Source organism: Achromobacter sp. E1 (assembly GCF_037039475.1).
GTDB classification, from domain to species: Bacteria; Pseudomonadota; Gammaproteobacteria; order Burkholderiales; family Burkholderiaceae_B; genus Achromobacter; species Achromobacter mucicolens.
This window is the reverse complement of sequence record NZ_CP146253.1, coordinates 3,380,341-3,399,306: the sequence shown is the minus strand read 5'-3', so window position 1 is coordinate 3,399,306 and position 18,966 is coordinate 3,380,341. Positions and strand designations below refer to the sequence as shown.

The 18,966-nt window shown below is 65.5% G+C and carries 22 protein-coding genes; 8 read left to right on the top strand and 14 right to left on the bottom strand.

Translation table 11 applies throughout. From position 1 onward, the window contains the following. Window positions 1-3 precede the first annotated feature (3 nt). Window positions 4-1,299 carry an acyl-CoA thioesterase/bile acid-CoA:amino acid N-acyltransferase family protein gene (locus V6V88_RS15680; protein WP_280000602.1) on the top strand — a complete coding sequence of 432 codons (1,296 nt, stop codon included), beginning with the start codon at window positions 4-6 and terminating at the stop codon, window positions 1,297-1,299. A 250-nt stretch (window positions 1,300-1,549) separates the two neighbouring features. Here the strand turns inward: V6V88_RS15680 and V6V88_RS15675 are convergent, their stop codons facing one another. Together V6V88_RS15675 and V6V88_RS15670 are read right to left on the bottom strand one after the other, a co-directional pair. Then, window positions 1,550-2,134, bottom strand: a complete 585-nt coding sequence (locus V6V88_RS15675) for a YceI family protein (protein WP_056319084.1) — start codon at window positions 2,132-2,134, stop codon at window positions 1,550-1,552. A 147-nt stretch (window positions 2,135-2,281) separates the two neighbouring features. Continuing rightward, window positions 2,282-2,746 carry a MarR family transcriptional regulator gene (locus tag V6V88_RS15670; protein ID WP_223575918.1) on the bottom strand — a complete coding sequence of 155 codons (465 nt, stop codon included), beginning with the start codon at window positions 2,744-2,746 and terminating at the stop codon, window positions 2,282-2,284. A 53-nt stretch (window positions 2,747-2,799) separates the two neighbouring features. On the opposite strand from V6V88_RS15670, the gene V6V88_RS15665 reads away from it, so the two are divergent. After that, a complete protein-coding gene (locus tag V6V88_RS15665; protein WP_062841081.1) occupies window positions 2,800-3,270 on the top strand; it encodes a cupin domain-containing protein in 471 nt (156 codons plus the stop codon). Window positions 3,271-3,283: 13 nt separating this feature from the next. Here the strand turns inward: V6V88_RS15665 and V6V88_RS15660 are convergent, their stop codons facing one another. Both V6V88_RS15660 and V6V88_RS15655 read right to left on the bottom strand, forming a co-directional pair. Next, window positions 3,284-4,585 (bottom strand): UDP-N-acetylglucosamine 1-carboxyvinyltransferase, encoded by a 1,302-nt coding sequence (locus V6V88_RS15660; RefSeq protein WP_223575917.1) that lies wholly within the window; start codon window positions 4,583-4,585, stop codon window positions 3,284-3,286. 126 nt (window positions 4,586-4,711) lie between these two features. Beyond that, window positions 4,712-5,425 (bottom strand): GNAT family N-acetyltransferase, encoded by a 714-nt coding sequence (locus tag V6V88_RS15655; protein ID WP_338615568.1) that lies wholly within the window; start codon window positions 5,423-5,425, stop codon window positions 4,712-4,714. 103 nt (window positions 5,426-5,528) lie between these two features. Here V6V88_RS15655 and V6V88_RS15650 point away from each other — a divergent pair, with 103 nt between their 5' ends. After that, window positions 5,529-6,575: a helix-turn-helix domain-containing protein gene (locus V6V88_RS15650; RefSeq protein WP_223575916.1), complete on the top strand. Its 1,047-nt coding sequence runs from the start codon at window positions 5,529-5,531 to the stop codon at window positions 6,573-6,575. Here the strand turns inward: V6V88_RS15650 and V6V88_RS15645 are convergent. The 4 genes from V6V88_RS15645 to V6V88_RS15630 all read right to left on the bottom strand — a co-directional run bounded on the left by V6V88_RS15645 (window position 6,484) and on the right by V6V88_RS15630 (window position 8,930). Then, entirely contained in the window at window positions 6,484-6,963 is a 480-nt protein-coding gene (locus V6V88_RS15645; protein ID WP_056319096.1) for a hypothetical protein, read from the bottom strand. The two genes, V6V88_RS15650 and V6V88_RS15645, sit on opposite strands and share 92 nt — an antisense overlap. A gap of 26 nt (window positions 6,964-6,989) precedes the next feature. Then, on the bottom strand, window positions 6,990-7,625 hold the full coding sequence (locus tag V6V88_RS15640) for a hypothetical protein (RefSeq protein WP_338615565.1): 636 nt from the start codon (window positions 7,623-7,625) through the stop codon (window positions 6,990-6,992). 170 nt (window positions 7,626-7,795) lie between these two features. Beyond that, complete coding sequence (locus tag V6V88_RS15635; RefSeq protein ID WP_062841078.1) at window positions 7,796-8,278, bottom strand: nucleoside deaminase; 483 nt, start codon at window positions 8,276-8,278, stop codon at window positions 7,796-7,798. Between the two features lie 58 nt (window positions 8,279-8,336). Beyond that, entirely contained in the window at window positions 8,337-8,930 is a 594-nt protein-coding gene (locus V6V88_RS15630) for a YSC84-related protein (RefSeq protein WP_223575915.1), read from the bottom strand. A gap of 138 nt (window positions 8,931-9,068) precedes the next feature. Here V6V88_RS15630 and V6V88_RS15625 point away from each other — a divergent pair, with 138 nt between their 5' ends. Continuing rightward, window positions 9,069-10,115: a hypothetical protein gene (locus V6V88_RS15625; RefSeq protein ID WP_235512637.1), complete on the top strand. Its 1,047-nt coding sequence runs from the start codon at window positions 9,069-9,071 to the stop codon at window positions 10,113-10,115. A gap of 3 nt (window positions 10,116-10,118) precedes the next feature. Here the strand turns inward: V6V88_RS15625 and V6V88_RS15620 are convergent, their stop codons facing one another. The 3 genes from V6V88_RS15620 to V6V88_RS15610 all read right to left on the bottom strand — a co-directional run bounded on the left by V6V88_RS15620 (window position 10,119) and on the right by V6V88_RS15610 (window position 12,621). Continuing rightward, window positions 10,119-10,697: a hypothetical protein gene (locus V6V88_RS15620; protein WP_338615560.1), complete on the bottom strand. Its 579-nt coding sequence runs from the start codon at window positions 10,695-10,697 to the stop codon at window positions 10,119-10,121. 115 nt (window positions 10,698-10,812) lie between these two features. Continuing rightward, complete coding sequence (locus V6V88_RS15615) at window positions 10,813-11,601, bottom strand: DUF899 domain-containing protein (RefSeq protein ID WP_056319106.1); 789 nt, start codon at window positions 11,599-11,601, stop codon at window positions 10,813-10,815. Window positions 11,602-11,721: 120 nt separating this feature from the next. Next, a complete protein-coding gene (locus V6V88_RS15610; RefSeq protein WP_338615556.1) occupies window positions 11,722-12,621 on the bottom strand; it encodes a LysR family transcriptional regulator in 900 nt (299 codons plus the stop codon). A gap of 112 nt (window positions 12,622-12,733) precedes the next feature. Between V6V88_RS15610 and V6V88_RS15605 the strand changes: the two genes are divergently transcribed. Then, window positions 12,734-13,762 carry an NADP-dependent oxidoreductase gene (locus tag V6V88_RS15605; RefSeq protein ID WP_280000618.1) on the top strand — a complete coding sequence of 343 codons (1,029 nt, stop codon included), beginning with the start codon at window positions 12,734-12,736 and terminating at the stop codon, window positions 13,760-13,762. Window positions 13,763-13,798: 36 nt separating this feature from the next. On the opposite strand, the gene V6V88_RS15600 is transcribed toward V6V88_RS15605, so the two are convergent. Together V6V88_RS15600 and V6V88_RS15595 are read right to left on the bottom strand one after the other, a co-directional pair. After that, complete coding sequence (locus tag V6V88_RS15600; RefSeq protein WP_280000620.1) at window positions 13,799-14,221, bottom strand: hypothetical protein; 423 nt, start codon at window positions 14,219-14,221, stop codon at window positions 13,799-13,801. A 45-nt stretch (window positions 14,222-14,266) separates the two neighbouring features. Continuing rightward, complete coding sequence (locus tag V6V88_RS15595) at window positions 14,267-16,024, bottom strand: DUF4157 domain-containing protein (protein WP_338615552.1); 1,758 nt, start codon at window positions 16,022-16,024, stop codon at window positions 14,267-14,269. Window positions 16,025-16,240: 216 nt separating this feature from the next. On the opposite strand from V6V88_RS15595, the gene V6V88_RS15590 reads away from it, so the two are divergent. From V6V88_RS15590 to V6V88_RS15580, 3 genes are all read left to right on the top strand, one after another. Next, window positions 16,241-16,990, top strand: coding sequence for an SDR family oxidoreductase (locus V6V88_RS15590; RefSeq protein ID WP_338615550.1), 750 nt, complete (start codon window positions 16,241-16,243; stop codon window positions 16,988-16,990). 115 nt (window positions 16,991-17,105) lie between these two features. Next, window positions 17,106-17,711, top strand: a complete 606-nt coding sequence (locus V6V88_RS15585) for a hypothetical protein (protein WP_338615548.1) — start codon at window positions 17,106-17,108, stop codon at window positions 17,709-17,711. Window positions 17,712-17,870: 159 nt separating this feature from the next. Next, on the top strand, window positions 17,871-18,086 hold the full coding sequence (locus V6V88_RS15580; protein WP_056319125.1) for a hypothetical protein: 216 nt from the start codon (window positions 17,871-17,873) through the stop codon (window positions 18,084-18,086). Window positions 18,087-18,187: 101 nt separating this feature from the next. On the opposite strand, the gene V6V88_RS15575 is transcribed toward V6V88_RS15580, so the two are convergent. After that, complete coding sequence (locus V6V88_RS15575; protein ID WP_280000628.1) at window positions 18,188-18,964, bottom strand: aldolase/citrate lyase family protein; 777 nt, start codon at window positions 18,962-18,964, stop codon at window positions 18,188-18,190. Window positions 18,965-18,966 lie beyond the last annotated feature (2 nt).

The window sequence follows — 18,966 nt, the reverse complement described above, 5'->3', positions numbered from 1 at the left end:
ACCGTGACGCAGCCCCGTATCACCGTAACGCCCGAACGCGCGCTCATCGACGTCGAGCGCGACATCCACATCGATGGCTTTCCGGCGTATGCCTTCATCACCGTCACCGCCAGCATGAGCATGTGCGGCGCGACGTGGCGCTCGGAAGCCGTGTTCATGGCTGGCCATGACGGACGGCTGGACCTGCGGCGCGATTGCCCGGTGTCCGGCTCGTATGCCGAGCCTTCGGCCATGGGACTTGTCTGGTCCATGGTGTGCCAGGACATGGACCGCGTGGTGTTCCCGCCCGACAACACCCAGGCGCTGACCGTGCATATCCACGCCGCCAGCGGCACGCTCACGGCCGACGCCACGATGGTCCAGGACTTCCTGGCCGACGGCGTCACGCACCGGCCCGTGCGTGAAACGGTGGACGGCATGATGGTGTCCGGCGAACTCTACATGCCCGCCGGTCCCGGTCCGCATCCCGTCGTGATCTACATGAATGGTTCGTCGGGCGGCGTCAATGCGCCCCGCGCCGCGCTGTTCGCCGCCCGCGGCTACCAATGCCTGGCGCTGGCGATCTTCAACTACGATGGCCGGCCGAAATACCTGAACGACATGCCGCTGGAATACTTCGAGGCGGCGTTGAAGTGGGTCCGAAAATCGCTGCAACCGCGCGACGGCTTCGTGGCGGTGTCCGGCATCAGCCGGGGCGGCGAGACCTCATTGCTCGTGGCCTCGCATTTCCCCGACCTGGTAAGCGCCGTTGTCGCCTATGTGCCATCGCCCGTGACGCACGGCGTGGTTAGCGCGGGCGCGCCGGGCACGGGACGCAACGCCCAGGTCTGGACCCGGCATGGCGAGCCCTTGCCGCACTTGTGGCAGGACAACGCCACGGCCGACTGGGACGCCGCCTATGCCTCGGATCCGCCGTACCGCCAGACCCTGGCGTTCCTGAGCGCCACGCGCGATGCCGCGGCCGTCGAGCGCGCGCGCATTCCCGTCGAAAACTATCCCGGCCCGGTCATGCTGGTAAGCGCATCGGACGATGGCTTCTGGCCCAGCACCGCGTATTCCGAAATGGTGGTGCGCCAGCGCCAGGCGCATGACTTGCCGACGCGCCATTACGTCTGCGCGGGGGCAGGGCACCACGTCCACTATCCTTGTCTGCCAGCCACGCTGATCAACAAGCCGCACGCGATGTCCGGGCTGCTGCTGGACGCGGGCGGCACGCCGTCCGCCAATGCGGCCGGCAACGAAGGATCGTACCGGGCGGTGCTGGACTTTCTGGCGCAGGTTCGGTCTGGGGAAGGGTAGGACATCCCGCGCGGGCCGGCGGCTCAGCTGGGCCGGTGTCAGACACCCGGGCGAGGGGGGCGTCAGCATGTGACAGCGGCTCCGCGGGTGTCAGACACCTCGGTTTGACAGTGGCCAAGATACAAGGTGTCTGACACCCGTCAGAATTGACCACCAAGTTGATCAGCCGCCACAAGGGTGTCTGACACCGTGCTAAGCGAAGGCGGGTCATCCCCAACAAAAAGAGACCGGCATTGTGCCCGCACCACCCTCACTGCCGGCGGATCGCCTCGACCTGGATCTTCAGTTTCACTTCCGGCTTGAAGCCCATGTCCAGCCCGAAGTTCATGCCGAAATCCTTGCGGCTGAATTCCGTGGAGGCATCGGCGCCGCAGACCTCGCGCTTGACCATCGGGTGGTCGATGCACTTGAAGTCGTCGATCTCTAGCTTGACCTGGCGTGTGACGCCGCGCAGCGTCAGGTCGCCCGTCGCTTCTTCCGGCTTGTCGCCGTCGAATTTGGTGAACTTGCCCTTGAACGTGGCGGTGGGGTACTTGGCCGCATCGAAGATGTCGGGCGCGATCGCGTGCTGGTTCATCTCGTCGTGGCCGAAGTCGACCGATTTGATGTCCACGGTGACTTCCAGCGTGCCGGTGCGCGCCTGGCGGTCCAGCACGACCACGCCGCTGGACTGGTTGAATTTGCCGCGCCAGGTCGACAGGCCGCCAAAATGATCGGCCTCGAAGCTGGGATACGTATGCGAGGGATCAAGATCATAGGTGACCGGCGCGGCAGTGGCGCCCACGGTCAGCGATAGCGCGCTTGCGCCCAGCAGCAGGGTCGGGATCAACTTCATTGCGGCTCCTTGAATATGGCGTTCACGTCACGGCTGCGGCAGGCCGCAAGCGTGCAGGGAAGGCAAGACAATAACATTCAGTTCCGTGTCAGCAGCGTGGCTTAAATCAAAAACTCGCGGTCCTGCATTGCGCACCGTCCGATGGCATCAATCCACTTTGCCCAGCCACGCCGACAGGTCCTGCAAGGTCTCCCGCAGCGCGTTGAAGCGCTGTTCGCCCAGGTGTTCCTTCCATTCCTGTTCGACGTCGGCCACGCAGGTGCGCATCAGCGCATACATCTCCTGGCCGCGCGCCGTAAGCTGCAGCTCGGTCGAATTGGAGGCCGGGCCAGGCCGTCGCAGCAGATAGCCGCGCCGCTCCAGTTCCGCCAGCACGTAGTTCATCGCCTGGCGCGACATATTGCATTGGCGGGCCAACTCTATCGGCCGGCGGCCGTGCGGGCCGGGGTACATGAAGACGCCGAGTTCGGTCAATGACACGTCAAAGCCCTGCGCGTTGACGGTGGACAGCATGCGCGCGACGACATGCTCGCGCGGCAGCCGCAGCAAGGAACCGATCATCGGCAGGCCAGCGTGCGGTTCGGATGCGGCGCTATTTTTTCTGCTGGACATCGCGTAAAAAATTTGTACACTGCGGAGTAAAGGAACTTTACGCGGAGTATGCCATGAACGAAGACGCCGTATTCGATGCAGACGAAGTGATCCGGATAGGCCAACTGGAGATCCGCTATCTTCAGCCCAGCGGGCAAGGAAATCACATGGGGGCGTTTGAATTGCGGGTGCCGCCGGGCTCGAACGTGCCGCCGCCCCACAGTCACGACAATGAAGAGCTGATCTACGTGCTGGAGGGGACGCTGCGCTTTACGGTCGGCGGGCAAACGCGGGACTTGGGGCCGGGCGACTCGATGACCACGCCCACCGGCGTGGCCCACGCGTTCAGCAATCCGCACAGCGTCATGGCCCGGGCTCTTGTCATGAACACGCCTGAAATCAGCGCGGATTATTTCCGCGAGATGGCGGCGCTGATCAATGGCGGCGGTCCGCCGGACAAAGCCCGGATGATGGAAACGATGAAGCGATTCGGCCTGACCCCGATCGCGCCGGCGCCGGCAGTTGCGGCGCCGCCGGCAAGTTGACCGGGCTGTTTGTTTACTCGTCGTTCGCCCACTCGACCTGCACGCCCAGGCTGCGCAGGTTTTCGACAAACCGCGGGTGCGCCCGGCGGATCGGCGTGGCGTTGCGGATCTCGGAACGGCCCTTGATGCTGCTGGCCACCATGAACAGCGCGATCGCCACGCGGATGATGTAGGGGCTTTCGACCACGCCCGGCGTCAGCGGATTGCCGCCGAATGTCACCACGCGGTGCGGGTCCGACGAGAACACATGCGCGCCGAACTTGGACAGTTCGCCCGTCCAGCCCAGCGCGCCGTCGTAGACCTTGTTCCAGAACATCGCATTGCCTTCGGCGCATACGCCCAGCGCAATGAAGATCGGCAGCAGGTCCACCGGAAAGTACGGCCAGGGCGCCGCTTCCACCTTGGTCAGCACGTTGCTGGTGAACGGCGTCTGCACCTTCAGCGGACCCTCGCGCAGCGCGCGCGACCAGCCGTCCTTGTGCTCGATCCGCACGCCGAACTTGGCGAACGTGCGGTCGATCAGCGGGAAGTTGCCCGGCGTGCGGTTGCGCACGACCACGTCGCCGCCGGTGATCGCGCCCAGCGCGAGGAACGTGGTGATTTCGTGGAAGTCCTCTTCGAACGTGAACTCCCCACCGCCCAGGCGCTTGCCGCCGCGCACCACCAGCCGCGACGTGCCGATGCCGTCGATGTCGGCGCCCATCATGGCCATGAAGCGGCAGAACTCCTGCACGTGCGGCTCGGACGCCGCATTAGTCAGCGACGACTCGCCTTCTGCGGCGGCGGCGCACAACACGAAATTCTCGGTCGTGGTCACCGACGCGTAGTCCAGCCAATGATGCGTGGGCTTGAGCGGACCGCCCGCGCGCACCAGCAGCGATCCGCTGGCGCGCTCCACCTCGCCGCCGAACGAGCGGAAGATGTCCACGTGCGGATCGATCTCGCGCACCCCCAGCGTGCATCCCTTGACGTTGTCTTCCAGCCGCGCCACGCCAAAGCGGGCCAGAAGCGGCGGCACCAGCATGATCGACGAACGCATCTCCTCCGGCAGCCGGTGCGCCGCCGCGTCGAACATGGTGTTCTTGTGATGCAGTTCCAGCGTGCGCGTCGCATCGTCCAACCGCACGTCGCTGCCCAACGTGCGGAAGATATCCAGGATCTTGCGCACGTCGGTGATGTCCGGCACCCCGTGCAGCCGCAACGGCTGGTCGGTCAGCAGCGTGGCGCACAGGATCGGCAGCACCGCGTTCTTGTTGGCCGAGGGAATGACGCGGCCGCGCAAGGGCGTGCCGCCGTGGACGATGAGGTTGGACATGGGGATGGGACAGCCGGGAAAGAAATAGGGGAGAGCGCGGGGATTGTACCGGGGTCCTTCAAGGGGTCATTTTGACGAAAGGCGGCTAAACGTTTCAGACTGCAATGTTCTAACGCAGACGCCGTTCTAATTCTGGTCACCTTCTATCGGTGCGCGTCCCACCATCGTCAAATGAAATGGCTGCCGCAGCCGAAACCCCAGGCGCTCATACAACGCAATCGCACCGGCGTTCTGGCCAAGCACGTGCAGGAACGGCGATTGGCCCTGCCGCCAGATCTGCGCTTGCAGGTTTTGCACCAGCTGTTGGGCCAGTCCCTTGCCGCGCCATTGCTCGTCGACACAGACGGCGCTGATTTCGATGTGGCCTGCCGGGCGCATCCGTTCGCCCGCCATCGCGACCAGGCGGCCTTGCCATCGAATTCCGATGTAGCGGCCCATCTCGTGGGTGCGCGGGCAGAACGGGCCAGGCTTGGTTTTGGCGGCCAGCGCCTGCATTTCGGCAGCATCGGCCGCGGTGAGCGCGACCATGTCGGCGGTGTCGGCGACACAGGTCCCGCGCCGCGTCGCAACCATCTGATGGATCTCGCCGACCGGATGGGCGCGTAGCCGGGCGGGGGGCTTGAGCGGGTCGAACGAAAGCAGCGCCACCTGCTCGCCCGGCGGCACTAGCTGCGCAAGCGCGGCCCATGCCTCGGGTGAGTCATCGGACGCCATCGCGGCAAACGGCGCGACATCCGGGTGATAGCGGCGGGCAAGGTGCTCGCCGGCGCTCAGATGCGCCTGCTCCGTGACGAGGGCCGTCCAGATCGGGTTGTCCAGACTGTGTGCTTGTTGGTCCATGCGGGCTCCCATTGATCCGCGCCATGGGCGCGTGGCGTCAATGTAGACAGGAACGGGGCGCCGTTCTATGGTCGCAAATGACATTTTTGGAGTTGTTTCCGCCATGAAGATTTCCGTGCTGGCGCTGGACGGCTGCTTCGACACAGGGCTGTCGGCCATCCTGGACGCATTCACGACGGCCAACGAGCTGGCCGACCTCCAACAGCCCGGCGAAGGGCCGCGGTTTGACATCGACATCATCGGTGTGCGGCGCGAGGTGCGCACGGGTCTAGGCATGCGCGTTCCGGTCAAGCCTGTCAGCGCAATGGGCAATCCCGATTGGGTCGTGCTGCCAGCCATCGCCACCAAGATGCCGGAGCAACTGCTGCCGGCGCTGGAACGCCGGGACGTCAAGGACGCGCTAGGGGTGCTGCGGGATTCCCATGCTGGCGGCGCCAGGATCGCGGCCGCGTGTATTGGCACCTTCGTGCTGGCCGAGTCCGGGTTGCTCGATGGACACGAGGCTACGACCTCATGGTGGCTGGCGCCGCTGTTTCGCCAGCGGTATCCGGAAATTGAACTGGACAGCGCACGTATGATGGTGCCGTCCGGCAGCTTCACGACCGCGGGTGCGGCGATGGGTCATCTGGATCTGGCCCTGTGGCTGGTGGGCCAGGCCAGTCCGGCGCTGGCCGCCGTGGTCGTGCGTTATCTGCTCGTGGACGCGCGGCCGTCGCAGGCGCCGTACATGATCCCCGATCACCTCGCGCGCGCCGACCCGCTGGTCGAGCGTTTCGAGCGTTGGGCCCGCCAACGCTTGGCGCAGGGGTTCTCGGTGGCCGACGCCGCGGACGCGCTTGCGACCAGTACCCGCACGTTGCAACGCCGTATCGAGGCGGTGCTGGGCAAGTCGCCGCTGTCTTACTTCCAGGACTTGCGCGTCGAGCGGGCGGTCCATCTGCTGCGAACCAGCCACCTGAACATCGATGCGATTGCCACAGAGGTGGGTTATGAGGACGGCGCGACATTGCGGACGCTGCTGCGCCGCAAGCTGGGTAAGGGGGTGAAAGAGTTACGGCTTACGCGGGCTTATCCCGATTCTTGCGAATCAGCACCGCGCCGCCAATCGTCAGCAGCAAGCCGCCGCCCAGATACGGCAGGCCAAAGATGAGCAGGAAGAAGAACAGCGCGGTGTTTGCATCCCGCGCGTCCGCGCCGCCGCCCGTGTGCATGGCCGGGTCCATCTGCAGCAGCGCAATCGGCACGGTCAGCAGCAGCGTCACGCCCAGCGCGAGGCACCCCCAGCCGATCAGCCGGCGCAGATTCCCGATGCGCGCCAGCAATACGGCGGCAATCACCGCGATCACCGCGTAAAGCACGGCGCTGGCGATCTGCATCCGCTGCAGCGCGGTGTCGTCCAGCGGCACGTAGGTGCCGCCAGCGGGCTGGTTCAGGCCGAACAGGGCTTGCAGCAGCGGATTGGTGACGCCAAAACTGGCGCTGCCGATCAGCAGACCCAGGACAATGCTGGCCAGCCATTTGATCGCGGTCGGGGGCATGGGGGCGGCGGGTCGCTTCTTGTGGATCAGTAGTAGATGTCGACGTAATCGGTCAGGCCGCCGCACGCTTCCATCTGCTGCAGACGCCAGTACTTGCGCTTGCCGGTCGCCTTGAATTCGTAGTCGCCGGTACGCTCGCAGCGGCGGCCCTTGTCGGGCGCGTCCAGGATCAGGATCGTGCCGCGCAGCACGAAGCTGTCGCGGCCAATGGAGACCACCACGCCTTTGACCTTCAAGGTGCCTTCATGGTTGGCCTGCGTGCCGTCAAGACGCACCACGTCGTTGTCGTCGATCGCATTCATCTTGCCGCGCTTGGCGGACCACAGCCATTGCAGCGTCACGCCGCTGTTGTTCAGCAGCCGCTCGTAAGCGGCCTGGTCGTTGATCTGTGTTTTTTGCACCGGCGCAAGGGCGCCGCCGGCGGGGGCCTGCTGCGCGGGCGCTTGACGGGCGGGCGCCTGTTGAACCTGGGGTTGCGCAGCGGGGGCCTGCTGCGGCGCCGGCGCCTGGCTGCCCGAATTGGCGCGCGGAGGCAGGATGGCTGCGCCGGGATCCTTTTGCGCGAAGGCGGGAGCGGCGGCTGCGAAAGCCAGTCCCAGAGCAAGAAGCAGATTACCGGATTTGCGTTTGATTCCCGAGGCGCGGGCAACGTGAGTGTGCATGGTCTGTATCAAGAGAGGAAAGGGATGTGCCGTACAAACCTGACCCCGATTACGGCACGGGCGCCAACTTATCACGCCCGTGCGCGCAAATAATTGCGGTGTTTAGCGTAGCTGTATCCATTCGTTAAGCGGAAAACAGAATGCTTCACCGTCTCGCCCGTGCAATCCCATCAGGCTCGCCGCCGCACGTTCTCTTCGTGGAGCAATCGCACGGGTTCCACGAATTCCGGGACCGGCCCCTCCGCCTCGATCCCGCTGACCACCTCGGCAATGGGCAGGGACCGCACGGGCGAGGGTGGCACGCCCCATTCGCGCATCCATTCGGCGTATTGAGCGGACGACACGGCGTACACGATCCGGCCGAGTCCCACCCAGCCGTGCGCCGCCGAACACATGGCGCAATGCTCGCCGGACGTGTACACCGTGCAGGCCGCGCGGTCCGCGGGCGGCACGTTGTTCGCCGCCCAGCGCGCGATCTCGAATTCCGGATGCCGCGTGCGGTCGCCGCTGGAGACATGGTTATGGTCTTCAAACAGCACCCGTCCGTCGCCCGACACCAGCACCGATCCAAACGGCTGGTCTCCCGCATCGAGCGCCTGCCGGGCCAGCTCGACGCAGCGTGCTAGGTGCTTCTTGTCCTCTGCGGTAATCACGCGTGATCTCCTTGTAAAGATTGAGCCGGCGCGCGATGTGCGCGCCGGCCGTTTTGTCCTACAGCAGCAGCGGCGAAATCTTGCTGCCGTCCACCGAGACGCCCGCCATCAGGCCGCCGTTGTTCATCACGAACCCCACGATGGGCTGCTGCGCGGTATAGGAATCGATGCTGCCGTTCACGCCAACGTTGGCCACGGCGACGGTGGCGTCCGCGCCGATGGTCCAGCCGCTGCTGGCGCGGAACTTTGCCAGCGCGTCGTCCGTCATGAAAAGCAGCACCATCGCCTTGGACTGCGCGCCCGCCTGAAAGCCGATGGAGCCGCCCGTGATGCTGTAGTAGCCCTTGTCCTGCCCGCCGATCTGCAGCACGCCCGAGCCATGCTGGGCGCCCACGATGAAGCTGGCGCTCAGCACGGCCGGAAACACAAGCACGCCGCGGGCACGTTCCACCAACTGCTTGGACTGCGGCGCGGACTCATACAGCTTGGACAGCGTGGCCGCCGCAGCGGTATCCAACTCCTGACGCTTTTCAGCGGCGGTTGCCGTGGCGCGCGAGTCTGTCGTGGTGCAGCCCGCAAAGAGCAGCCCGGCCATGCCGAATGTGACGGCCGCCAGAGCGGTTCTGCGGAATTTTGAATTGATATCAAGCATTTGCGCTTCCTTTTTGTAGGGGACCACTGTGCACTTCGAATCATTTCCTGGCTGGAGATTACTCTGGCTTGCGCGCGCAGGCGACGGGGTTGATCGTAGGAAAGGAAATCGCGCTTTCCCTCGGTTTAACATCGCGCCATGCTATTCATCATCTTTCTCTGGATCGCGCTGGCCATCGTGGTGGGCTTCATGGCGCGTAAACGTGGCCGCAATGGGGTGGGGTGGACGGTGTTGGCTTGTCTGATCAGTCCGCCGGTGGCGGCCGTTTTTCTGGCAAACATCGCCAATCGTTCGCCGCTGGCCGGCCAGCCGATTCTGTCATCGCATGTCGATTGCCTGCACTGCGGCAAGCCCATCCTGCGCGAGGCGCGCGTGTGCCGGCATTGCGGCGGCGACGTGACGGAAAGCGGGCTTGCGCCGGTGCGTCAGGCAATGCCTGTCGGGTACTGGTTCGATCTTCCCGATCCCGCCTTCAAGCTGATTCGATCCGCGGACCGCGTGTCGCTCGTCAAGCCCGTTCCGCCATGGATCGTGGTGGACCAGACGCTTGACTCCATCGTCATCGGAAGCCGCTGGCCGGGCCGGCTGTGGCGCGTGCGGGTCGAAAAGCAGGGCGACATGTCCGATCTGGTCGCCCAACCCGGCTATTGGCGCGCCAGTGCGATCGCTTTGCTGGAAGAATTGCCGCTCTCCGCCCTGTTCGGGCCGACTGGCGAGGGCGTGCTGGAGATCGTTGAGCTGATCGGGACGTTGTCGCGCAGCCAGGCGCAGGCGTTGGCGGACAACCTGCCTGAAGACGCCTGGCGGGCGTACAGCCGGGCCTGGATGCGTTGGTCCCAACAGGGTGGCGAGCCAACCTCGAACGGCGAGGACGACTGGCGCGGCACGCTGGCCGCCGCGCGGCGGGACGACAAGGCGCGTTCGCCGGTCCATGCCGGCTTTCTGCTGATCCATGACCAACTGCGCAAGCGCGCCGAACAAGTGGATGGCGGCGGCGCCTTCATCCTGGTCGAGGAAGATGGCGAGACCGAACAGGTGTTGAACCCGTTGTGGCAAGCCGCTTGCGATGCGTTGCTGTTTGCCGCCATGGCGCGGGGGGCGCCGAAGTACGTGACCGAAGCAGACGCGCTGACCTTGACGCAGGCCTGGACCCGCGTTCTGGATGGGGCCAGCCAGCGCGCCTGAGCGTCACCACATTGCTTCGTTCAGGATCTTTCGGGCCCGCCTGAAGGTAATCACCGCCGCCCAGCCAGCCAGCACCAACGCGATCCAACCGTTCATGTTGAATTGCACTTTGCGCGAATGGCTTTCGTCATGGATCTGCTTGGCATCGACCAGCGTTTCGCCGTTCTTGCGCACGCCATAGACCCGCACGGGAATGGCCATGTTGTATTGGCGCGCAATCGTGCCGTCGGTAAGCTGCTGTTGGTCTTCAAGCACCAAGAATTCGACGTGCTCGCCCTCGGTGTACCGGACGTTGTAGGTCGCCTTGAAGAACTTGAACACCATGTAGGGATAGTTGCCCGAATAGACGCAAGGCACGGTGTAACGCTCCAACCGTCCGCGTATGCGCGCCTGGGCATCGCAGCTGGCGACCTTGTTGACACGAAGCTGGATCGTGTTCAGCTTGGCGGGGTCATAGGGCAGGCGGATGTCTTTTGCCGCATTGAAGCAGTAGATGGCAATGCCCAGGAGCACAAGTGCGGCAATCGCGGGAATGCGGCAAGGCTGGAAGGCGCTTTTCCAGTCAGCCAGTTCACCCGGCATGCAGGCTGACTCGGAAACGATGGCGACGATTGCGGGAACCAGTATCGATGTTCATGAGGCGCGCTGCGGAATTTGCCAGCGCGTATCTTAAAACAGCCGCTTGCCGCGACGCAGGCTACTTCGGGTCGCAGTGATTGCGAAACGCCTTTTCGCCCGCGTCGGACACCTCGACCCATTTCTGGTCTGGCGGCGCGTCCGGTGCGTAGCTGTCGTGCCAGTTCCACCATTTGTAGGGCGGCGTCTGCGGATAGCCGGCCGGAGAATCCTCCCAGGTTTCCTGTCGCCCCAGCGGCGTGATGTCCAGGTAGTTCCACGTGCCGCCCATCTGCTCGTCGCCCCGGTTGTTCAGGAAGTACGTGCGATAGATGCGGTCGCCGTCGCGAAAGAACACGTTGGTGCCGTGCCATTCGTCCACGCCGAAATCGGCGTCGAAACTGTCGGTCAGCGTGAACCACGGCATCGTCCAGCCCATGCGCGCCTTCAGCCGGTCGATGTCCGCCTGCGGCGCGCGCGACACGAAGACCAGCGTCGTGTCGCGGGCATTCAGGTGCGAAAGGTGGGCCACCTGGTCCGCCACCATCGAGCAGCCGCGGCACGCATGATCCGGCCAGCCGAACACCCCCGGCTCGTGAAACGCGCGATAGACGATGAGCTGCCGGCGGCCGTCGAACAGGTCGCGCAGCGTCACCTTGCCCGTCGGGCCTTCAAAAACATATTCCTTGTCCACCGGCGTCCAGGGCATGCGGCGGCGCTCCGCAGCGAGCGCGTCGCGGGCGCGGGTGTGGGCCTTTTCCTTGATGAGCAGTTGCTGGCGGGCGGCTTCCCAGTCTTTGCCGGAAACGACCGGGGGCGTCAGCATGGCGGGGCGGGCGCCATTGCCGGGGGATTCGGGGGGCGTGGTCATGACTGGATCCTCCTGAGGGGTTCGGTGCCAAAGGCGCCAAGCGAGCGGCGCGGGTACGGGAATAGTGTGGCACCGGGAGGCGGCGGCCAGGAGTAACAAATCTGGCGCGTGTCTGGCGGCTCAGGCGGTAAGCAGCACGGCCTCTCGCGGCATGGCCTGTGCAGTCCACCCCCGCAGGCTTTCACGCAACAGCGTTACGGCGGCCTGGCCGCTTTCATTCAGACGGTGCGCCGCGTACAAGCCGAATTGCGCGGTCAGCGGCAGCGCGCCTTCGTCCCCGATGGAAATCACGCGCATGGTGTCGGGCCGCAGGCACTCGGTCGTCAGCAAGGCCACGCCCAGGCCGTTCTCGACGGCGGCGATCGTGGCGCCCACGTTGTGGCTGGTCAGCGACACCCGGAAATCGCGCCCCGACGCCGTCAGCGCATCGAACGCCAGCCGGCGCCATGAGCACGGCTCGGCGTACACGATCACGTCAAGCGGCTGGTCCGGGTCCAGGGTTTCGTCGATCCCGCAGGCCCAGTGCAAATCCACCGTCCACGTATCGATGGGTTCTTCGGTGAATCCCACGCAGGCGCCCACGGCCACGTCCAGCGTGCCGTCCTGCCAGCGCGCGGCCAGCCGCTCGCCGTCGTCGATGACGACCTCCAGATGCAGGTTGGGACACGCGCGCCGCAGCCGGCCCAGCGCCGCCGGCAACGCGGCCACTGCCACGTCCTCGGACAGCCCGATGCGCACGCTGCCCGCCACCGCCCGTTCGCGCAGCCGCGCCGCGGCCGCCTCGCCCAGCGCAAGGATCCGGTTGGCGTAGCTCAGCAGCAACTCGCCTTCGGTGGTGGGCGCCATGCCGCGGCCGGTGCGATGCAGCAGCCGCTTGCCGACCATTTCCTCCAGCCGGCGGATCTGCGTGCTAAGCGCCGACTGCGCACGGCCCGACATTTCGGCTGCGCGGCTCAGGCTGCCGTATCGGCAGACCGCGACAAAGGTGCGGAGCAGGGCGGGGTCGAAGTCGGTTGACATTATCAATCCATGAAATCTGGTTTACGAGCTATCAGTCTATCTGTAACTCTACGGCGTCCCTAGGATGACCCTTGTCGCGAAATGTCCGACTCAACTCAAGGAGCCATCCACCATGACACATCCCCAGAATCTGCGCGTCGTCCTAGCATCCCGGCCGGTTGGCCGCCCCAAGGCCACCGATTTCCGCGTCGAGCACGCGCCCATTCCCGAACCGGCCGACGGCCAGGTGCTGCTGGAAGTCCAGACCCTGTCGCTGGACCCGTACATGCGCTGGCGCGTCAGCGACGAAAAATCCTATGCTGAGCCCATGCAAATCGGGGACGTCATGGTCGGTGGCACGGTCGCCCGGGTGAAAACGTCCCGCCATCCCGACTGGCGTGAGGGCGACATCGTGCTGTCGTCTGCCGGCTGGCAACGCTACGCGCTGTCCGACGGCAGCGGTCTGCGCCGACTTGATCCGGAGATGGCGCCGCCGTCGACGGCGCTGGGCGTGTTGGGCATGCCCGGCCTCACGGCGTACGTCGGGCTGCTCAACATCGGCCAGCCCAAACCGGGCGAAACCGTGGTCGTTGCGGCTGCTAGCGGCGCCGTTGGCTCGGTGGTCGGCCAGATCGCGCGGATCAAGGGCGCGCGCGTCGTGGGCATCGCGGGCGGCCCGGAAAAGTGCGCCTTCGTCAAAGAGGAACTGGGCTTTGACGTGGTCGTGGACCACCACGCGCCCGACTTTGCGCAGAAGCTGGCCGAGGCCTGCCCCGACGGCATCGACGTCTACTTCGAAAACGTCAGCGGCCATGTGTGGGACGCCGTGCTTCCGCTGCTGAACGACTTTGCCCGCGTGCCGGTGTGCGGCCTGATCGCCAACTACAACGACGGCCCCGCCGACCGCCGCGGCCCGGACCGCCTGCCCGCCACCATGCGCGAGATCCTGTCGCGCCGCATCACGATGCAAGGATTCATCGTGTTCGACTTTCCGAAGGAACAGGAAGACGAATTCCTGTGCGTGGCAGGGCAGTGGATCCGCGAAGGCAAGCTGCGCTGGCGCGAGGATGTTGTCGACGGGCTGGAACAGGCGCCCGAAGCGCTGATCGGTCTGCTTGAAGGAAAGAACTTCGGGAAGCTGGTGGTGCGGGTGGGTGACTGACCCGCGGCGCCTGGCGCAGGCGCCGGGGGGGATGCTTTACTGGCCGATGGTGCGCGCCTTGCTGCGCCGCGCCCTGGGTTTGGGCGCCACCCCCATCCGCGGATCCCGCGCCAGCGCCAACGCCGCCAGCGTGGCCGCGGTCGATTCGAAGGATTCGCTCGACTGCGGCAGATACAGCCACTTTCCCAGCACCGGATGCGGCAGCAGCTCGGGAATATCTGCCAGCAGCGCCGCATGGCGGTCCTGCGATGTGCTGACCATCACCCCGTTCCAGGGATCGTCGCGGTCGGCGACGATCAGATAGAGCAAGCCGTCCAGGTAGGCCGCGTCGGCGCCGAACATCTTGCGATGCATGTAGCCGGCGTCGCGCGCCAAGGGCTCCAGGATCCAGAGCAGTGAATTGGTTTTCGCGGCGCGCTGCTTGCGGGGCGGGGCGAAGGGATCGGGTGGGCTGCGCATGAAGGGAAACCGGGCGGGCAGGGCACGGCAAATATGCCACAGCCGCTATTGCTCGAACAAGGGCGCCAAAGGCATCAGCGGGCCATATTTCTTCAGTTTTTCCCAGTTCTCGGCAGCCTGGCGCAGCTCCTCGTTCTTGCGCGCTTCCTCCAGGATTTCATCGATGCGCGGCGCCAGCGCCACGGACAGGTCGATGATGTCGTAAGCGGTATAACCGCGCTCCCAGCGGGCACGCAGGGTCACATCGTCGCCTTTGGCGCGCATGGCGCGCGTGCCTTCCTTCAGCATCGCCTTGCGTTGATCGGCATTGAGCCGCTCGGCAAACGAAATGCCCGCCACCAGCCCTTGCACCACCCCTTTCTCTCGATACCCGGTGGTGGCTGCCACCTCGCTCGCGACGCTGCGGCTGATGACTTTCGGCGCCAGGTTCTCGCGTATCCAGCTGCGGCTCAACCGCAGCAACCCGGCTGCCAGACCATGGCCAAAGCCCGTGCGCATCCCTTCCGCGCGCGCCGCTTCCTGCGCCTCGGCATACGTCATAGCGAACTGCACCATCAGCATGATCGCGTCCTGCGGCCCCGGCATCAGGAAGTCGGCGACCCAGCCCGCGGCGCTGCCGATCTTGCCGAGCGCCGAAGCGGTACGGCCCGAAACCTTCAGAAGTGAACCGGCTTCCTCGGCCACGACCGTACTGGCGGCGGTGGCGGGCACCGCGGTGGGCGCCTTTCCATACCGCGCTTCCAATTCCGCCATGCGGGGCGGTCCCGAGCCGACCTTCGGCGCTTCGCCGGGCACGCGAGGCTTGGTGGCGGGCTGTTCGACAGGCAGTTGCGGCAAGGACGATTTGGGGCGAGGCCGCACGGCGGTTTCGGGATGCTGGATGAACTTTTCGTCGGGCAATCCGGCCTGCACGGCGGGCTGGCGCATGCTGGACAACGACCGGTAGTGACCCGATCCGTCGTTCCAGGATTTGACCTTGCCCGCCTCGAATTCCACCTGTCCCGCCCAGTTGACACGGCCGCCGCGCGCCGCTTCGGTGTGGCCCAGCGGGTTCATCGTGTTTTTGGCCTTGACCGCGTAGATTTCTCCGTCTTTGACGACGAAGTCATAGTTACCGCGCGCGGTCCTGCCATATTTTCCGCCGACCTCCCGCCATGTGCCGTTCACGTTCTGCAGCTTGATGACGTTGCGCGACGACCCGAACGCGGGCGCGTCCCGCGGCAGATTGCCGTACGTCGGCCCGCTGGGCTCGCGCTGCAACAGGCGAGGGCCTTGCGGGCTGATCGACGACTGCTGGACCACATGCGCGAGTTCGTGCGCCAACAGCGCTTGGCCCGCGGCAGTGCCGGGCGCGTACTCGCCTGGTCCTAGGACGATGTGATGGCCGACGGTGAATGCGCGGGCTTGGACGGCGCGGGCTGATGCGCCAGCCCGCGAGTCCGAATGCAGCCGGACGTGGCTGAAATCTTTTTGGAAACGCGGCTCCATGAACGCGCGGGTATCGGCGTCGAGGGGATGGCCGCCGGCCGCCAGCACGTTGGCAAGCGGCAACGGGTCGGTCATCGATGCCGCGTTGCGCGCGTCGACCGGGTGCAGGGGGATCGGCGAAAAGCCCTGCGCGGGGTCGAGCCGCGGGATGCGCATCACCTGTTCGGACGCCCGCTGCGCCTCCTGCTCCGATGCATCGCCTGACCGTGACATGGCAAGGCGGGCATCGGGGGGATGCGCCGCTGCGGTTCGTGCGCGCCGTTCGGCCGGTGCGGGGTGAAAAGCCGCTTTGGGCTTCTGTACGAAAGCGCGCATGAGGTCGCTCCTTTCGTTCGGCCTGTTGAAAGCCGGGAATTCAACATGCGGTGTTGGGCCCGGCAGGGGTGCGATCTCAGGCGGGCAACGCCGATTATTGTGCGCCTTTTCCAGGGCGCGCGCACCGTCTGCCAACAAGAGAGCGCAAGAACCGGATAGCCGCTGCGGCGTGCTGTTCTGACAATGGCGGCACGCTATTCACTCAGGACAAACAACATGCCCCTCTTGCAAGGAAAAGTCGCCCTCATCACCGGCGCATCGTCCGGCATCGGACGCGCCGCCGCATTGCTATTCAGTGCCGAGGGCGCCGACGTCGTGCTCAATGCCCGGGGCGCTGCGGCGCTCGAAGCCGTGGCCGCCAGCATCCGCGACCGGGGCGGGCGGGTGCGTACCGTCGCGGGCGACGCCAGCCAGCCTGACACGCACGCGCGGTTGATTGCCGAGGCGAATGACGCCTTCGGCGGCCTGGACATCGCCTTCAACAACGCCGGCGCCACCGGCCCGATCGGCCCGCTGGCCGACATCAGCTTTGCCGATTGGCAAGCCACGATCGACGTGAATCTCACCGCTGCCTTCCTGGGCAGCGCCCATCAGATCCCGGCCATGCTGGCCCGAGGCGGTGGCGCCATCATCTTCACGTCCAGCTTCGTGGGCACCAGCGTCGGATTGCCCGGCATGGCGGCGTACGGCGCAGCCAAGGCGGGGCTGATGGGGCTGGTCAAGGGTATCGCCGCGGACTACGGCGGCCAAGGCATCCGGGCAAATGCGCTGATGCCGGGCGGTGTGGACACGGCGATGGCCGGAGACGCTGCGCAAAAGGAATGGGCGGCGGGATTACACGCCATGAAGCGGATTGCGCGGCCAGAAGAAATTGCGTCGGCCGCCTTGTTCCTGGCCAGCCCGATGGCAAGCTTCGTCACCGGCTCCGCGCTGTTCGCAGACGGGGGAAACGCGGCGGTCAAGTGATGACGAACACGCCGTGGCGCGGGCAGTTTCTGTAATACTGCGGCTTCGTCGCTTTGGCGTGAATCGGTCCTCATCCGGTTTCGCGCCATCCCTCCCAGCGCCTGGATGACCGGTCATGTCTGAACACCATCAATTCATCTTCCCCCGCGATTTCCATCTTGCGCCGCCCGACTGGCCCGCCCTGCAAGCGCGGCTGCTGGAAGGCGGTTACGTCCTGCCCGCGCAAGGCGACAGCATTCCCTACAGCGCCAGCCGCGACAGCTTCGACGAAGCCGACGCGGCTTGGCATAGCGTCCAGTACTGTCTGGGCCCGGCGGCCCGGCCCTACCTCAGCGCCGCGGTCAGGGACGATTACGACGCCGATCCCCGGAACTTCCCGATCCTGCTGCTGGCATTTGACGGCGAAAACCCGCGCGTCATGGTCGGCGAGAATCTATGCGCACCCAGCCCCCCGGGATCGAACGAGCCCGCCTCTCCGATGCCGGCCGACTCGCATGTGGACTTCATCGGCCAAGCCTACGAGAACCCGGCCGTGCAATGGCACTGCGAACAGACCGGACGCAGCTACCGCATTCTTGAGCTGGACTGGCACTACAGCCTGGCCATGGGGTTTCGAATGGTGCGCTGTGAAGGGCTGGACCGGGAAAGCGCAGAAGGCCTGGCGCGGTTGATTGGCGAGCTGACAGGGCAGGTGATGGGCTGCAGTCACCGGCATCTTTGACGGCGAATCGGCTCGCGGTCACCTGCCCGCGGCCAGAGACAATTCGATACGCAACGTGTTGCAGACCCTGGTTTCTTCGTCCATGCTGAACGGCATTGCTGCGCCGGACCCACCGGCACTATAGACCCCGGCGCTACAGACCCATTCTCAAGGAGCGATATGTCGATTCAAACGTTAGGCCGTTGCAGTGTCTTGTTGTTTCTCGCGGCGTTGAATGCGGGCTGTTCCTCGGTCGTTGGCGAGTGCGGAATGCTGCGCAGCAGCTGCATGTACGAAGGTCAGTACGAGTCAGGCGAGGAAGGCTACGCGGAAGACGAAGCGAAGCGCTTGAACAAGGAGTCGACGGATCGGCTGCGCCGAAGCTCGGGCGATTGATTGGAAGCAATTGATGGGCAGGCGGTCGACGGGCAGGCGCTTGATGGGCAGGCGATTGGCGTGCGCGCGTCACGCCAGAGGCCCGCGAATTTGAAACGACCCTATTCAGGCGCCGTGGCCGCGAACCGCGCGGCCAGTTGATCGCAGTGGCGCGCCAGGATCGCCGCGTCCACGCCCACCGCCGTATACAGGCTTCCCGCAGCCATGTAGCGCCGTGCCAACGTCTCATCCGTGGTCAGCACGCCCGGCGCCTTGCCCGCCGCCCGCACCCGGCGGATGGATTGTTCAACGGCCGCCACCACGTTGGGATGCTGCGGCTCGCCGGGATATCCCAGGCTGGCCGCCAGGTCGGCTGGCCCGATGAACACACCGTCCACGCCGTCCACCGCAATGATGGCGTCAAGATTTTCCAGGGCTTCGCCGGTCTCGGCCTGAACCAGGAGGCAAAGCTCTTCCTCGCAGCGGCGCATGTAGTCGGGCACGCGTCCGTAACGCGTGGCGCGCATGGTGCCGCTTACGCCGCGCACGCCGCGTGGCGCATAACGCATGCCGGCCACGGCGCTTTCGGCTTCCGCCGCATTTTGCACGTACGGCAGCAAGAGCGTCTGCGCGCCAATGTCCAGGTATTGCTTGATCTGCACCTTGTCGTTCCACGACGGGCGCACGACCGGATGGCTGCCATATGCCGCCGCGGCCTGCAGCTGCGCCATGACGGTGGGCAACAGCGCCGGCGTGTGCTCAGTGTCGAGAAGCAGCCAATCGAAGCCGCTGGCCGCCACCAGCTCGGTGCTGTTCGGATGGGCAAGCGTGACCCAAAGCCCCGTCTGGTGACGCTGCTCGCGCAGCGCGCGCTTGAACGTATTGATGGGAAGTTCCACGT